This is a genomic window from Clostridium sp. OS1-26, assembly GCF_030915445.1.
Lineage (GTDB): Bacteria > Bacillota > Clostridia > Clostridiales > Clostridiaceae > Clostridium_AM.
The window spans coordinates 3,122,207-3,137,216 of the sequence record NZ_CP133264.1 but is presented as its reverse complement, the minus strand read 5'-3'; the positions used below and the strand labels follow the sequence as shown (position 1 = coordinate 3,137,216).

At 29.2% G+C, this 15,010-nt stretch carries 15 protein-coding genes; 5 read left to right on the top strand and 10 right to left on the bottom strand.

The genetic code is table 11. The features are described from left to right. Positions 1-78 precede the first annotated feature (78 nt). From RCG18_RS15285 to RCG18_RS15275, 3 genes are all read left to right on the top strand, one after another. Positions 79-1,128 carry a hypothetical protein gene (locus RCG18_RS15285; RefSeq protein ID WP_308036907.1) on the top strand — a complete coding sequence of 350 codons (1,050 nt, stop codon included), beginning with the start codon at positions 79-81 and terminating at the stop codon, positions 1,126-1,128. 113 nt (positions 1,129-1,241) lie between these two features. Beyond that, positions 1,242-2,426 (top strand): CapA family protein, encoded by a 1,185-nt coding sequence (locus RCG18_RS15280; protein ID WP_308036906.1) that lies wholly within the window; start codon positions 1,242-1,244, stop codon positions 2,424-2,426. Positions 2,427-2,535: 109 nt separating this feature from the next. Beyond that, the gene (locus tag RCG18_RS15275; protein WP_308036905.1) at positions 2,536-3,489 is read left to right on the top strand and encodes a hypothetical protein; all 954 of its coding nucleotides are present in this window, start codon (positions 2,536-2,538) and stop codon (positions 3,487-3,489) included. Between the two features lie 465 nt (positions 3,490-3,954). On the opposite strand, the gene RCG18_RS15270 is transcribed toward RCG18_RS15275, so the two are convergent. The 4 genes from RCG18_RS15270 to RCG18_RS15255 form a co-directional block, all read right to left on the bottom strand. Continuing rightward, positions 3,955-6,288: a cell wall-binding repeat-containing protein gene (locus RCG18_RS15270; protein ID WP_308036904.1), complete on the bottom strand. Its 2,334-nt coding sequence runs from the start codon at positions 6,286-6,288 to the stop codon at positions 3,955-3,957. A gap of 296 nt (positions 6,289-6,584) precedes the next feature. Beyond that, a complete protein-coding gene (locus RCG18_RS15265; RefSeq protein WP_308036903.1) occupies positions 6,585-7,259 on the bottom strand; it encodes a class I SAM-dependent methyltransferase in 675 nt (224 codons plus the stop codon). A 298-nt stretch (positions 7,260-7,557) separates the two neighbouring features. After that, positions 7,558-8,859, bottom strand: a complete 1,302-nt coding sequence (locus RCG18_RS15260) for a HAMP domain-containing sensor histidine kinase (RefSeq protein ID WP_308036902.1) — start codon at positions 8,857-8,859, stop codon at positions 7,558-7,560. A 13-nt stretch (positions 8,860-8,872) separates the two neighbouring features. Further along, a complete protein-coding gene (locus tag RCG18_RS15255; protein WP_308042040.1) occupies positions 8,873-9,562 on the bottom strand; it encodes a response regulator transcription factor in 690 nt (229 codons plus the stop codon). A gap of 163 nt (positions 9,563-9,725) precedes the next feature. Between RCG18_RS15255 and RCG18_RS15250 the strand changes: the two genes are divergently transcribed. Then, positions 9,726-10,436 carry a TVP38/TMEM64 family protein gene (locus RCG18_RS15250; RefSeq protein ID WP_308036901.1) on the top strand — a complete coding sequence of 237 codons (711 nt, stop codon included), beginning with the start codon at positions 9,726-9,728 and terminating at the stop codon, positions 10,434-10,436. 23 nt (positions 10,437-10,459) lie between these two features. Further along, positions 10,460-10,981: a CDP-diacylglycerol--serine O-phosphatidyltransferase gene (gene pssA, locus RCG18_RS15245; RefSeq protein ID WP_308036900.1), complete on the top strand. Its 522-nt coding sequence runs from the start codon at positions 10,460-10,462 to the stop codon at positions 10,979-10,981. 118 nt (positions 10,982-11,099) lie between these two features. Here the strand turns inward: pssA and RCG18_RS15240 are convergent, their stop codons facing one another. From RCG18_RS15240 to RCG18_RS15215, 6 genes are all read right to left on the bottom strand, one after another. Further along, on the bottom strand, positions 11,100-11,678 hold the full coding sequence (locus RCG18_RS15240; protein ID WP_308036899.1) for a GrpB family protein: 579 nt from the start codon (positions 11,676-11,678) through the stop codon (positions 11,100-11,102). 191 nt (positions 11,679-11,869) lie between these two features. Beyond that, the gene (locus RCG18_RS15235; RefSeq protein ID WP_308036898.1) at positions 11,870-12,505 is read right to left on the bottom strand and encodes a chloramphenicol acetyltransferase; all 636 of its coding nucleotides are present in this window, start codon (positions 12,503-12,505) and stop codon (positions 11,870-11,872) included. Positions 12,506-12,665: 160 nt separating this feature from the next. After that, positions 12,666-13,283 (bottom strand): cyclic nucleotide-binding domain-containing protein, encoded by a 618-nt coding sequence (locus RCG18_RS15230; RefSeq protein ID WP_308036897.1) that lies wholly within the window; start codon positions 13,281-13,283, stop codon positions 12,666-12,668. A gap of 247 nt (positions 13,284-13,530) precedes the next feature. Further along, the gene (locus RCG18_RS15225) at positions 13,531-13,782 is read right to left on the bottom strand and encodes a hypothetical protein (protein ID WP_308036896.1); all 252 of its coding nucleotides are present in this window, start codon (positions 13,780-13,782) and stop codon (positions 13,531-13,533) included. Continuing rightward, positions 13,766-14,176 (bottom strand): hypothetical protein, encoded by a 411-nt coding sequence (locus tag RCG18_RS15220; RefSeq protein WP_308036895.1) that lies wholly within the window; start codon positions 14,174-14,176, stop codon positions 13,766-13,768. The genes RCG18_RS15225 and RCG18_RS15220 overlap by 17 nt, the downstream gene beginning before the upstream one ends. A gap of 84 nt (positions 14,177-14,260) precedes the next feature. Continuing rightward, positions 14,261-14,815, bottom strand: a complete 555-nt coding sequence (locus RCG18_RS15215; protein WP_308036894.1) for an XRE family transcriptional regulator — start codon at positions 14,813-14,815, stop codon at positions 14,261-14,263. Positions 14,816-15,010: the final 195 nt, after the last annotated feature.

Here is a 15,010-nt window from a genome sequence, read left to right as displayed (position 1 = left end):
ATTTTAGAAACAAACGTAAATATTTTAGAAATAAATATTTTATATTATATAATCAAATGAAAGAGGAGGGAATAAATTGTGTTCAGAAAGAAATTGATTTTAATAGCAATAAGTGTAGTGTGTATTGCTAGTTCTGCAGGATGTACACTTCGACAAGCAAATGCAAGTGAAACAAATAGTAAAAAGCAAATAAAGGTTATATCAAGTTCAAATAAAGAACTTTATAATACAATTGCTCTAGAAAAGATAGATCGTTATGAAAATATAAGAAGCATGGATTGGCTAAATGAAGATAAGATATTAATTGTTAAAGATAATATTAATCTTGGGAAAAGTTCTGAATTAGATGACAGCACAAAGACATATAATCAGAATATTTATCTATATGATTTAAAGGATAAAAGTGAAAAATTACTTTGTGGAGAAGCCTTTAATCATGGAAACGCTCAGTTTTCACAAGACAAGAAATATATTTTTTATAACAGAGTGCAAAATATAGACTTAGCAGCTACAGGATTTGTTACAACTCCCGGTGGTAATAAAAGTATCAAGGTTACGGATGAAAACAACATATTTAGCTTTGAAGGAACCTGGGCAGACAACGAACATGTGATTTATCGTACTATGGAAGGTAAAATATATTTAACTGATGTAAATGGTAAAGCAACTGAAATTGTAGATACAAAGGCGAAAAATGTTAGTAATGTATCAAAGGTTGGAAGTAAAGTGTATTATACTATTGATGGAAAAATGTTTGTGTATGATTTGAGTACAAAACAAACAAAAACATTAAAAGAAAATGTACTATGGCTTATTCCTTCTCCAGATAATACGCAATTTGCTATGGTGAAAAGAACAGGTGAAACAAAAATGACATTGCTTATTACAGATTTGGACGGGAATGAAAAAGCAAGCTTAGCTGAAGGAATACAAATCTTTGGTACTAGCTGGTCTCCTAATCAAAAGAATATTGCTTATACAGTGACTTCTGGAGAACGTGGCAAGAATGGTCTATTTGTGTCTGATGTTGAAACAAAAAAGATTACTCAGCTATCACCAGATATGCAGGATATTTCTGATTCTATTAAATGGAGCCCATCTAGCAAAAAATGTTACTTTCTCGTGTAGTAACAGAAGACAATAAAAGGATGTTCATAACTAATGTCATTACTTTAAAATAATCATACAATAAATGCTCTTCAGAAATTTTATAACTAGTAAGATTTTTGAAGAGTATTTTAATGAAAGAGACAATTGTAAAATATATGAGGTGCGATATGAGAAAAAATGGTAAAAAAAGATTTAAGAAAAGAATTTTTGCAATTATATTATGTTTATCTTCCATTCTGATAGTATTCTTTTCTGCAGTTAAAGTTATTAACTTTATAGAAAAAAATATAAAATTAAATGCTTCTAAGTCTAAGGCGCAAGAAATAAAAAAGATAAGTATTGAAAGTTCTAAGAATAGCGAAGGCTCTCAAAAAACTAGTTCAAATGTAGAAGTTCTATTAAGCAGTGCTGGAGATTGCACTATTGGAACTGATCCAAGATTTGATGTGAACACCTCTCTTCTTACTACGGTTAGAAAAAATAATAATGATTATTCTTATCTATTTAAAAATGCTGTTCCAATTTTTGAGAAGGATGACATAACCATTGTAAATCTAGAAACTACTTTTACCAACGCTAAAGCTAGAGCTGATAAAACTTTTACATTTAAAGCGCCACCTGAGTTTGCAAAAGCTTTAAATCTTGGATCTATTGAAGGTGTAAATATATCCAATAATCATATTCATGATTTTTTAGATAAAGGTTTTAATGATACTATAGGAACACTTAAGCAATACAATGTTAACTATTTTGGAGAAGATAGTAAATGGATAAAAGAAGTAAAAGGAGTTAGGTTTGGATTTTTAGGTTATCAAGGTTGGAGCAATAATGATAAGTTTATGGATAAATTAAAACAAGATATAAAAGAGTTGAAAGGTCAAGGTTGTATTGTGGTAATTAATTTCCATTGGGGAGAAGAAGGAAGTTATTATCCAAACTCCACTCAGAAAAGCATTGCTCATTATGCTATTGATCAAGGAGCGGATTTGATAATTGGGCATCATCCACATGTAATTCAGGGGCTGGAAAGATATAAGGATAAAATTATATGCTATAGTCTAGGTAACTTTTGTTTTGGAGGAAACTCTAATCCTTCTGATAAAGATACTTTTGTACTTCAAACTAAATTTTCTTTTAATGATAACAAGCTTGTAAAATATGATATAAGAGTTATTCCTTTTAGTATTTCTTCGGTAAAATACACTAACAATTATTGTCCAACCCCTCTAAGTGGAAATGACAAAGAAAGATTATTAAAAAAAATTAATAATATATCTACTAACTTGGGGAGCAACGTAACAGATTCATTTAACTAACCATTAGTCAAAAAGTATATATAATAGGACTAACATACATCCCTATTTATGATTTTATATGTTTTATGATAAGTTTCACAATATTTCTAATTATGAGGAGTGATTATTAATGAAAAAATATATTAGTATTCTTTTATCAATTATATGCATTACAGGATTAGTAGGCTGTGGTAGCAAAAAAAATGAGGCACTTACTGTTACACCTTCAAGTCAACCAGCAGCTCAAAGTCAAGATACTACTAAAAATAGTTCTGAAAATATTATAACAAATGATTTTAGTGAAGTAAGTAGTATACAAATAAATTATAATAATTCTAATAATACATATGGTATCGAGAAAGATAGAGAGTTTATTAAGAAAGTTTATGATACTATATTAAACACAAAGGTTACAGTACACAACGATAGCCAAGAGAGCAATCCTCAATTCACGATTACTTTATTTTATAAATCTGGAGATAAAAATGTTATACAGTCAACAGAAACGGGAGAATTTATTTATAGAATTCTCGACAATAAAAAAAGCTGGGTAGGAGGGTCTAATACTAAACTGCTTGAAACTATAAAAGTTACAAAATCTCAAGGGAGTGGAAATGTACAAGATAAAAAAGCTTCTACTACTAAGACTAATACAATAACAGATACTTCAAAGTCTAAGAATGTTGTTAGTAATTCTAATAATGGTACAAACAGTTTTGAAAAATATTTCAGGCTGATCGGTATGAGTAAAGAGAAACTAATTAGTACCTTAAATGAACAACCAGTTTCTGTTGATGAAAGCGGACTGGAGTTTAAAAAAAATGGTATTAGGGTTTGGTTTGACTATAACAATGGTATAATAGTAAACCAAATATATATTGAAAAAAGCGATGTTAACTATAATGGAGTAAAAATCGGCGATACTATAAACAATTTCAAAAAAGTATTTGGAAAACCAGAGAGAGAAGATACTAGTTCAGCATATTGCAACTTTAAATATAACGGAATGTTTTTAAATGTAAGTTATGATCCGAAAACGCAAAAAACTATCTCTGTATATATTATGAAAAATGATTTTAAATAGAAGAAATTCATTCGCATCTTTTCAACTATCCAATTGATCTGATGAATTTTTATCTAAAAACCTTTCTATGACACTGTAGTCTTCATTATAAATACTATATTTTAGATTCTTTATTCTTAAGCCTAATTCTGTTGTTTACAATTTTTTTGCTAAACCTAATCTTAAAACAGTTTCTGGTATTTTTGAATTATTAGGTTTGATTATTATGCTTGTTAGAATGTTGGTCTTTTTTATTCAAAATAGGGAAACGACTAAAAGATAGTTTGTTTCTCTACTTTCAAATGATTTAAATCACCACTGTATCCTTACAAGACTGTATCTCAAAATTATGATATATTCACATAGTTTTTGAAATGCGAACTAAAAACACCGCAAATTCAATTCTGAATAATACGGTGTTTAAAATGATTATTTGTCTTTTTATTTGACGTTATATATTAATAATATATACATATTCCCAAAACTCTAATAAGAGTATTTCTTTTTCAGCTCTTCAGCTTTTGCTTGATCTGCTTTAGCCTTATCCAGTTGATTTAGTGCTTTATAGCATTCAGCTCTATCTATGTAAGCATAGTAATAATCAGGGTCCAGCTGTATTGCTTTATTAAAATCATCTATTGCATTATCATATTGTCCTAAAGCAGTATATACAAGACCTCTTTCAGAATAATAGTAATATACCCGGTTATTAATACTAATAGCTTTGCTATAATCGTCAATTGCTTTGTTGTATTCTTTTACTTTGTAATAAGATGCTCCTCTTATTTGATACATACGTTCATCATTTGAATTAAATAATAATACTTCTGTAAAATCCACTATAGCTTTATCATATTCTTTATTATAAAAATATGTATTACCTCTATCTTCATGTGATTTTATATCCTTAGGATTTAATTCAATTGCTTTACTAAAATCTTCAATTGCTTTTATTTTATTAACTGTATCATATCTGTAAGAATAGCACTCTCCTCTCCTTCTATAATAAATATAGTTAGTAGGATCTAAAGAAATAGCTAGACCATATTCCTCTTTTGCTTTTTCAAATTCTGGATAAGCGTAATGATACACATTTCCTAGCATATAATGGGGTTTTGCATTATTAGGATTTAACTTTATCGATTTCTCTAAATCTGCAATAGCCTCATCATTTTGATTAGCGTAATAATATGCAGTTCCCCTACAAAAATAACCAATATAATAATTATTATTTAATTCAATAAATTTATTATAGTAGCTTATTGCAGTTTGATAATCTTTTTTAGCTGTATAGATATCACCTATTCCTAAATATGCATCTGATAAATTTGGATTTATCTCAATTGCCTTTTTATATAGAGAAAGAGCTCCATTCGTATCACCACTTTTTCTGGTAACAACTGCCAAATCATTATATATCATTGCCAATTTAGGATTCAAAGTTATTACTTTATTTAACTCAGCTTTAGCTTCATCATATTTTTTTAATCCTATATATGCATTTCCCCTTGCCCAATAAAACTCAATTGAATCTCCACTAAGAATAATGGCTTTGTTATAATCTTCTTTTGATTTATCAAACTGTGAAATATGTTCATATAAACAACCTCTAATTGCATAAGCCAAATTATCATTTGGATTCGTTTTTATTGCCTTAGTGCAGTCATCTATTCCTTTTTGGATTTGGCCTATTTCACTATAAGCATAGGCCCTATAAGCGTAGGCCTTTGAATTTGAAGGATCTAATGAAATAATCTTAGTAGTCACATCAATTAGCTTTTCAAAATCACTATTTATAAAATAATCATTTGCATTGCTTAACAATGTTGCTAAATCACCATTATTAGCAGTTCCAGTAAGTGCTTTTATATCATTATCAGTCACTCCTGCTGTACCACCAAATGCTGTTATATTTGTATCTTGTTTTATTTTATTTTTAATGAAACTCCCTGTGTTTCCATTCATGTTTCCTCCAACAAGAATTATTGGATTACCCTTAATTGCAGCATAAGCAGATCCGCTTAATGCATCTGGAAACTTCTCTGAATACGCAAAGCAAATATTACTAAAGTCAACCTTATCCGAAAATGCCTTTATGATATTTATGTTTCTTTCATATTTATCATTTCCGCTTATTCTTTCTATATTAGGAAATTGACTTGCTACTGCATCACTAATTATATCATTTCCTCCTAATATATAAGTTTTTTGTATATTGCCGTTGCTGATAAAACTTTTAACTGAATCCAGCATAACATCCTTTTTAACTAATATTATAGGCATCTGCAATTTAGCTGCTATTGGTGCTACCGACAACGCATCTGTAAAATCACCGTCAATAGCTACTATTATTCCATTCGCCGTACCTATAGTTTGGGCAACTTCTACAGACGTTGCATCTCTATCTTGGCCTTGATATCTTAAAGTCTCTATTTCCATGTCTTGTATTGACTTTTCAACAAGTGGATTTACTGAACCGCTTCCACCTATGATAAGCACCTTTTTAACACTTAATCTTTTTAATTCATTAAAAGAATTCGTATCTAAAGAATCACTTTTAGTAAGAAGTATTGGAGCATTATATTTTTTTGCTAAAGTTGCTGCACCTAAAGCATCTGGAAAGTTTTCCCCATTAACTATCACAGCATAATCAGAAGTGCCTGTCCAACCTTCTTTTGAAATTGCTGAGCTTGTTTCATATCTGTCCTTCCCCCATAACCTCTTACTTTGATTTGATGCCGCATTTACATGAGTTGTAGCTATAACTGAAATAGTTAATGCAACTAATGCAGTTTTCATAAAAATTCCTCTTTTGTTCATAAATATTCCCCTTATATACATTGAAATTGTTGTTGCAAATTATAATTATTTACAACTCATATTTTAACATATAATGGAACATGGCGTAAATGTTTTATATATTTCTTACTATTTTTTCACCACATTATTCATATTATCAATCTCATTAGTTGTGTCGTATAAATTTCAAAATGCGACGTAAAAACACCCTAAAATTTAGTTTGAATAACACGTTTTTTTGTAAATTGTTCGTTTTTTCAGTTGTTGCGTTAAATAAGAGAAATCTATTGCTACAAATGGGAGTATTTTGGCAGATATTATTCTGTCTTTTCAAGGATAAGAAAGAGACTTGACTCGTCTACTTCCTCAATGCGATAATGGCACCCTGACTCCTCTCCTAGCTTTTTAAGTGTATCTTCTGAAAAAGTGATAGCAACAAATCCGTCCTTGCATACAATTGTGCCACCCTTCGTTTTTTCCAAATCGATTTCTCCAAGTAAACCATTATTCTCCTGCTCATGGAACCAGGTCAGCCGATGTTTCCAAAATTTTGGACTATATGTACTGAAATAGGCTTTTCCCCCAGGAGTCAGTACCTTCATACATTGTTTAATCAGATGTATGGGCTGTCCTTTCATCGCTGATAAACCGTTTTGCAAGCACAATACGACATCAAATTCTTCACCAAACACAAGGTTGTAGGCATCCATCACTTGAATGTTACAGTTCGGGCATTCTTTTATATAATCCTTGCCAAGATCAACTGTTGACTCTGAGATATCAATTCCTACAACACTGGCTGAGAAAGGGGCCAATTTCTTGATGATACGTCCGTATCCGGCTCCAACCTCGAGCACTTTCTCGTTGCCATGCAAATTCTGGCACACAAAATCGATTTCTTTATCCAAATAACGCTTAATTCTTGGATACTTTGTCTGGTAAACTTGAAAAAGTTTCGTAGAGTTTAAGTTCTGTCTGTAATAATTACACATAATCCCACCTCCTAGTTAAAATTAATTTATATGTTTCTATATTATACAATTTCCACTTAATTCAAGGATAATTATACCATATTATAAAATTATTTCATCCATTGAAAATATCCATATGTTCTTTCTGTAGAATGAATAGATTAAATATTAATCTGATAAATGATAAGATAAAAACAAAAAGAGCATTTCTGCTCTTGATCTTACACATAGTCTTTAGAATGCGACACAAAAAACACCGCGGAATTTAGCTTTGAATAATACGGGATATCTAAATCTTTTAGAGCGAGATTAATTTTACTTAGTGATTCTTCAGCTTTATAGCTAAGCTAATCTGGACAGAGAAGATATCTTCTGTTTTTTTGATAACGATTTTCCCCTTATGTTTTTCTATGATTTTTTCACATGTTTTCAGACCGATTTCTGTGCTACTTACTGTTTTTAAATTATTATTTATTTGGTTTTCAAAATCAATAAATAATAACTGGTCTTCTATATAGTATTTAACTTTAACTGGCTTAGATTTGTCTGCATACTTAATGATATTAGAAAAAATATTATCAAAAACTCGACGTATGGAAATTAAATTTACTTTTATAAGAAAAGGTGTATTACAAAAATCAGTTTGATAAGTAAATCCATTGTCTTCTAATATGAAGGTTTGTTCTCCAAGTAGCTGTTCCAAAAGTTCATTTCCATCAAAGGTTTCTACTTCCAAATCATCATCATTAGTATTAAAGACTATAAAGTATTCAAATAATTTGTCAGAAAGATATTTAATCTGATATGCTTTTTCTCTACTGCTACGAATATACTGTCTCAAATTTTCATCTGTCTTATATTTTTTGTATTCTATAATATCTAAATATCCTACCAGTGCTGTGAGAGGAGTCCTTAAATCATGTGACATTGCTGTAATCAGTTCGCTGTTCGCAAGCCTTGCTTTATCTTCACTTTCTAATCTTTCAATAAATGATTTTCTCATTTCATTAATATCTCGAGCCAAAGAAGAAAGTTCATCATTTCCCTTAATAGTAATTTCATGAGTTAAGTTGCCACCTTCTAATATTTTTATTTCATTCTCAAGCATTCCAATATACGTTGTTTTCCTCTTTATTAAAAACACCATAATTGCTATAAAACAAAAAAGGAGATTGCCATACAAAAAAGGTTGCAATATAATAATACTTGTACTCAAAAAGCATTCCATATGCATTTTTGCATCTGTGTCAGCAAATTTAATATCATAAAGTGACACACTTGCAAGAAATGGATTCTCCCCATATTTCCCATAATCACTAGTTGAATTGTCTTTCTCGGAATTATAAATTAACTGCTTGTCCTTGTAAATATAAAGGTTTACGTACTTCTCTTTATGAACCCATTGTGTTATTTTATCATGATCATTTATTTTCAAATTGTTATCCAATACATAACTTCTAAAATCTGATATAGCTTTATCTTTTTGCTTGCTTAAAAAAGAGTTTTTATTAAAATGGTTATCCAGCATATTTCCTCCTATTGTTACTAATAAAAAGAATATGCCAACAGATATAGCAAATGAAAGTATTAGGGATAGAATTAGTTTAATTTCTAGTTTCATGTATAAAGAGTTCTTATTCAATCCTATACCCCTTTCCCCACACTGTTTTTATATACTTAGGATTTTGCGGATCTTTTTCCAATTTTCTTCTTAAGTTTCTTATATGCACCATAATAGTATTGTTACAAGAATAAAAATAAGGTTCTTTCCAAACACTTTCATATAAATTTTGTGCTGAAAATATTTTCTTTTTATTCTGCGCCATTAACAACAATATCTTATACTCAGTTTCCGTAAGTATAACTTCTTTCTCATCTATTAATACTTCATTTGAAATTATGTTTATTGTTAATTCATCTATATTAATAAACTTGGTTGGTTCAACCTTATCTTTTCCTTTGTATACATAATACCTTCTAAGCAATGCTTTAACTCTTGAAACTAATTCTGTATATGAAAATGGCTTTAATAGGTAATCATCACATCCGGAGGAAAATCCCATACATTTATCTGAATCCTGGGTTTTGGCAGTAAGAAATGATCTAGGAGCACTTGTTTTCTCACGAATTTCTACACACGCTTTAAACCCAGACTTGATAGGCATCATTATATCAAGTATGATCAAATCTATATTTTCATCAACTTTGATTACAGCATCCTCGCCATCTGCAGCCTCTATTACATTGTAGCCCTCACTCTCCAATAAAACACGAACTATTTCTCTTATCTCTTCGTTATCATCTGCGATCAAAATATTCTTCATAGTATTCATTTACTTACCTCCATTCACTATTAGTATATAATGCAATATATTTAAAATCTATATTATTTAGATGTCTTAAGAATTATTAAGATTTGCTATAGGTAAATCTTAAGATATCTTTAATAGACTATTAATTGAAAATAAAAGAAAGGATTAAGCAGTTATGACTAAATCTAGAAAATTTTTAATTTGTAAAATATTGCTAATTATAGTGGGTGTTTTTACAGTTCTATTAGCACTAAAATATTTACCGTATATCCTTGAATTGACTATGTCTTTAGATAAATTTAGAAGTTATATAGTTTCTCTAGGGAGTTTAGGATCTATTGTATTCATTTTTTTTCAAATACTACAAACAGTGATTGCTCCAATTCCTGGAGAAGTAATCCAGGTTGCTGGTGGGTATATTTATGGTGTGACCTTAGGCTTAATTTATACAACATTAGGAATGCTACTGGGAGCCATCATAGCTTTTTATTTTACTAGGCTTATAGGTGGCTCTTTTATAGAAAAGCTTTTAAAGAGAAAAAATTCTAAATGGATGATGGATATTATGGATAGCAAAAAATTTTCTATCATTTTATTTATTATTTTCTTAGTACCTGGATTACCGAAGGATTTTTTGATATATGTTGCAGGATTAACGCCTATAAAGCCATTAAGGTTTTTTGGAATTTTAATTATTAGTAGATTTCCATGGCTTTTAGCATCTGTAAGCATTGGTTCCAATCTTCATTATGGCAATTATGCATCAACAATAATAATATCCTTAATAGCTCTAATATCGTTCATTTTAGGGATGCTTTATAAAGATAAACTTATAAATAAATTTTCATATGATAAAAATGATCAAGATTCTTACAAAGTTAACTAATTAAATTAATAGGGAGTGATTATATGTTAAAAATGTCTATACCTAATTTACTTACACTTACTAATCTATCATTAGGAGTTCTCTCAACACTTGAAACTTTTAATCAAAATTACTTTTGTGCCGCTATGTTAATAATTATAGCAGCTCTCATAGATAGATATGATGGTAAAATTGCCAGGCTTTTAAATGTATCTAGTAATCTCGGAAAAGAATTAGATTCCTTAGCAGATTTGGTTTCATTTGGAGTTGCACCAGCTCTTTTAATATTTGTTAAGTACTATTTTTTTAGTCCAAGTTATATAGGTATAATTGGTACTTGCATTTCATTATCATACATTATGAGTGGTTGTTACAGATTAGCAAAATACAACTTAAGTGAATTTGATGGTGTCTTTACTGGGGTTCCTATAACAGTTGCAGGTTCTATTATTGCATTATTTTCATTAGTTACACCTGGCAATGCTATTTCTACACTTTTATCAACTATTTTAGTAGTAATTTTTACTTATCTTATGGTTTCAAAATTTAAGCTAAAAAAAGTATAAGGTTATATTTTTCATTAAGATTTAATCAATAAAAAACCATGCTAAATAAGAGAATTAGCATGGTTTTTTTGGATATGTAGTTCCTTTGTGTAATAACTAAATGTTATGCTCTTAATCCTTATAAATATCTATTACCAAACTCTTTTCTTGCTATTTTTGTATATTTCATAATGAATTCGGTTTTAGCTGTAGTATATCCATCTCTATTATGTTTGTATTGCTCTTTTAATTCTTGCTTTAGTTTTCCGTATTCTTCAGCTACTTCTTTATGGATTAACAGATAATCTCTAAAATATAATTCATTCCAATCTCCACTAAATCGTACATGGAGATGAAAGACTTTTTCAGCAAAACCATTTGGAGTATATCCCTTATTAAATGACATTTTTAAGTCTGGCTTATTTTCATATGACATTAATGTCCAACCCGCATTACTTAATTTATACTTTATTTGTTCTATATCACAGTTACAATTAATTTCTAACAAAATATCTACAGTTGGTTTTGCAATCAACCCCTCTATAGCACTACTTCCAATATGATTAATTTGCTTTATGTTATTTTCACCTATAGCATTAACTATTCCACCTTTTTCACTTAAGTACCATTCTTTATAAGCAGGATTATGTTCTTTTAAAATTATAGGGAATAGTTCCCATAACTCTTCTAATGACATTTCAGACAATACTTTTCCCATAGTAACCCCCTAAATAAAATATAAATTTCTTTATTTCGCATTTTGATACTAATCTGCATTTTTTAATAGTTAAATTATACAATTTATTACAAGAAACATAAAGTATTACATAAACAAAAAGACTGGTAGTCATACTACCAGCCTCTATATTTTGGGGGAATCAAAACTCCACCTGAAGCCAAGAATTCTGTTTATAGATACTTCATAGGATTATCTAAAATTTCTTGGAAGCCATTAAAGAACTGTCCAACATGTATTCCGTCAACCAAAGCATGATGTGCCTGTACAGATATTGGTAACTTAATTTTATCACCTTCTTCAAAGTATTTACCCCATGATATTCTTGGTATGCTATCAACAGGATTCATCTGGATTGGGTGAGTGATGTTAGTAAATGAAACCCAAGGAATACTGGTAATATACAACAAGTCGTCACGCCCTGGTTCATCTTCTATGCTTATATTATTTTTTACCATTTCAATTTCCTTTAACGTATTATTTTTAAAATCCTTAAATTTCTCTATAAAGTTTGATGTGCAAAAACTAAATACCTCCCCTTCAGTTATTACAGTAAAAGAAGGATTTACAGTTTCATGCTCAATTACATTATCTTCTCTTATCCTAAATCTAAATTCTTTTATGTTATTTGCTGTCTTTGTGGAAGCATATAGAACAGATATAAAAAATGGCAGTTCATTTTCTTTAATATGCTTATAAAAATTTGTAATATCAAGATTTCCACAAATATTAAAATGCGGGTAATCAAGTTGCTTAAAATAATTGTAGTGGTCTTTTCTCTTCCAATTTTCTATATTTATAAACTTCATTAGTATATCACTCTCCATTATAATTTTAATATTTATATTGCACAATAAATTACATTTACGACACTTCTTAACTAAAACTAATGTTCATAAATATTTCCTTGCGATAATTCCTTTAACTTTTCAAGGTTTTTAATGATAACCATAGACTTTCTCTTCTGTATTATATCCTTATTAATAAACTCTTTACTGTTCTATTAAGATGTCTATAGCTTGTTCCGAGCAACGGTGCTATTTCAGTTAATTTCGGAATTTTAATTTCTATGTAATCTGATAAATTATCATTATAATTACTCATTGACAATAAATAACTTGCCAGCCTAGTTTCAAAAGAATATAAAAGATTTATTGACGTTGCACTAGTTGTACTATATAATTTACTACTTAAATTTTCTATAATAAACTTGAGAAAAATTGCATCCTCATAAGCATATGTTCTTAATTTCTCCATTTTTATTGCTATAAATGTTGATTTATCTATAGATTCCACATTACATATAACATTATAGTCCGTAAATAATTCAACATCACCCAATACACTTAATGGATAACTAAATCCTAGCAGAATAGACTTGCCATTATCATGAAGAGTATATGTTTTAATTTTACCTTCAACAAGGAAGAACATATATCTTAATTCACTGTCATTACTACATACAACTTCTCCCTTGCTAAAACTAATAAGTTCCATCTGCTCAATAATATTTTCCTTAAGTACTTTTTCTAAATTATATTTCCGTATAAATGACATAATTATTTTCCTGTCAAAAGTTTTTTTCATATTTATCGCCACCATTCTATAAAAAGCACATTTTTAGTATAAATAATCTATTAAAATAAAAAAAGGACAGCTGTCCTCTTTTATATAATTATTTTATAACTGTATAAACTATATCTACATAAGTATCCTCTATTTCACATTGGAATTTTATTATAGCAATAAATAGTCCTACATTCTTTTGATCAAGAGTGTAGGACTTATCAATTTTATAATATAAGAATATTGCGAAGCAACTAAAAGTGGGTTATTAGGATTGTATGTATATCTCAATTCTTTCTTTACCGCTACCCAAATTGTTTCTTTTTAAAGATATTGAACCGATTTCTCCTGTTTTCTTTAAATGCGTTCCTCCACAAGGAACCTTTGCAAATCCTTCTATATACCAATATCTCTTTTCATTTTCTTCGTCATCAAAATCACTTATTATATGCGAGTTTGAGTTTATTATGTTATTTGCTTTATTGAGAAGCTCTGGGAATATTTCAGGAAATTCTTCCATTCCAGAAGAAGTCTACTCTTGCCTTATCAACAGTTATATTTGCTCCAATTTTTTCGGGATGATTGAAGTTTTGGTATACTAATTCCAAGATAATTTCTGCTGCGAAATGTAATTTCATCAATCTATACCTTTTTTCCCAATCAATTGTAACCATGACATCTTGATTAGATATTAAGTTATGATTTTGCTCAATAGTATAGAAAATTTCTTTTCCTTTCTTCTTAGCTTCTATGATTTGATACCCTCCTATAGTCCCTGAATCAGACTGCTGACCTCCTGAAAAGGCAAAGGCTATTGTTTGATCAAGAGTAATAACATCGTTATTTACACTCGTTACCTTTGCTTTAAGTTCAGTTAAATAAGGGTTTTCCCAAAATATTTTCTTAACACTCATTATATAACCTCTTTTCTATGTGTATTTTAATTCACATAAACTTACAATTCCTTTACACTTATAAAGATTGTGAGGTAACATATTCTATTTTAAATAATATATTATATGTTGAAAACTCACTGTCTCATTTGTTTTATTTCTATAACAATGGGTTTCGTTTGCAAAATATCTTAACGCATCTCCATACGATAACCTATATGTTGAAGCTCCTATTTCCACTTCCATCTGTCCTCTTGTAACGATAATATACTCTTCAATACCTTCATTGTGTGGCAAAGATTGATGATTGCACCCTGCCTCCAATTCAATAGTAAATACTTCAAATTTTCTAGTATTATCATAGGGAAAAAGAGGAAACACTCTCATTTTCTCATCGCTTTCTATTATAGGCTTAATATCATTGTGACAAACATGAACAATTCCCATATTATCTTCTTCCATAAAATAAGAAAAGGATACATTTAGCCCCGTAGCTATTTTCCATAGAGTAGATACAGTTGGATTTGAGCTGCCTTTTTCTATTTGAGCTAACATTGCTTTGCTTACTCCAGTAAGTTCAGCAACTTTATCAAGACTTAAATTTTTTTGTTTTCTTATATTATTTAGATTTTTACCTATTATTGAGTTGAAATCTTTCATATAATTTCCTCCAAATATCGTGTGTTATATTGAATATATGTATAATATATTATACACAAGTTATTACATATTTGCTATAGTATGCTAACAAAAAATTACAAATGCAATCTAGTCTAAAGAATAGTGCAGAAATAACAAAGGTAAATATTATTTATGTAAAATAAGTATAGCCATAAGATATTTTTTTAAGTATCT

Coding starts and splice junctions, on each gene's coding strand:
- RCG18_RS15220 (WP_308036895.1), bottom strand. CDS start 14,176: ATGAGTGTTAAGAAAATATTTTGGGAAAACCCTTATTTAACTGAACTT.
- RCG18_RS15225 (WP_308036896.1), bottom strand. CDS start 13,782: ATGGAAGAATTTCCTGAAATATTCCCAGAGCTTCTCAATAAAGCAAAT.
- RCG18_RS15250 (WP_308036901.1), top strand. CDS start 9,726: ATGACTAAATCTAGAAAATTTTTAATTTGTAAAATATTGCTAATTATA.
- RCG18_RS15280 (WP_308036906.1), top strand. CDS start 1,242: ATGAAAGAGACAATTGTAAAATATATGAGGTGCGATATGAGAAAAAAT.
- RCG18_RS15255 (WP_308042040.1), bottom strand. CDS start 9,562: ATGAAGAATATTTTGATCGCAGATGATAACGAAGAGATAAGAGAAATA.
- RCG18_RS15265 (WP_308036903.1), bottom strand. CDS start 7,259: ATGTGTAATTATTACAGACAGAACTTAAACTCTACGAAACTTTTTCAA.
- RCG18_RS15275 (WP_308036905.1), top strand. CDS start 2,536: ATGAAAAAATATATTAGTATTCTTTTATCAATTATATGCATTACAGGA.
- RCG18_RS15230 (WP_308036897.1), bottom strand. CDS start 13,283: ATGAAAAAAACTTTTGACAGGAAAATAATTATGTCATTTATACGGAAA.
- pssA (WP_308036900.1), top strand. CDS start 10,460: ATGTTAAAAATGTCTATACCTAATTTACTTACACTTACTAATCTATCA.
- RCG18_RS15240 (WP_308036899.1), bottom strand. CDS start 11,678: ATGGGAAAAGTATTGTCTGAAATGTCATTAGAAGAGTTATGGGAACTA.
- RCG18_RS15270 (WP_308036904.1), bottom strand. CDS start 6,288: ATGAACAAAAGAGGAATTTTTATGAAAACTGCATTAGTTGCATTAACT.
- RCG18_RS15235 (WP_308036898.1), bottom strand. CDS start 12,505: ATGAAGTTTATAAATATAGAAAATTGGAAGAGAAAAGACCACTACAAT.
- RCG18_RS15260 (WP_308036902.1), bottom strand. CDS start 8,859: ATGAAACTAGAAATTAAACTAATTCTATCCCTAATACTTTCATTTGCT.
- RCG18_RS15215 (WP_308036894.1), bottom strand. CDS start 14,815: ATGAAAGATTTCAACTCAATAATAGGTAAAAATCTAAATAATATAAGA.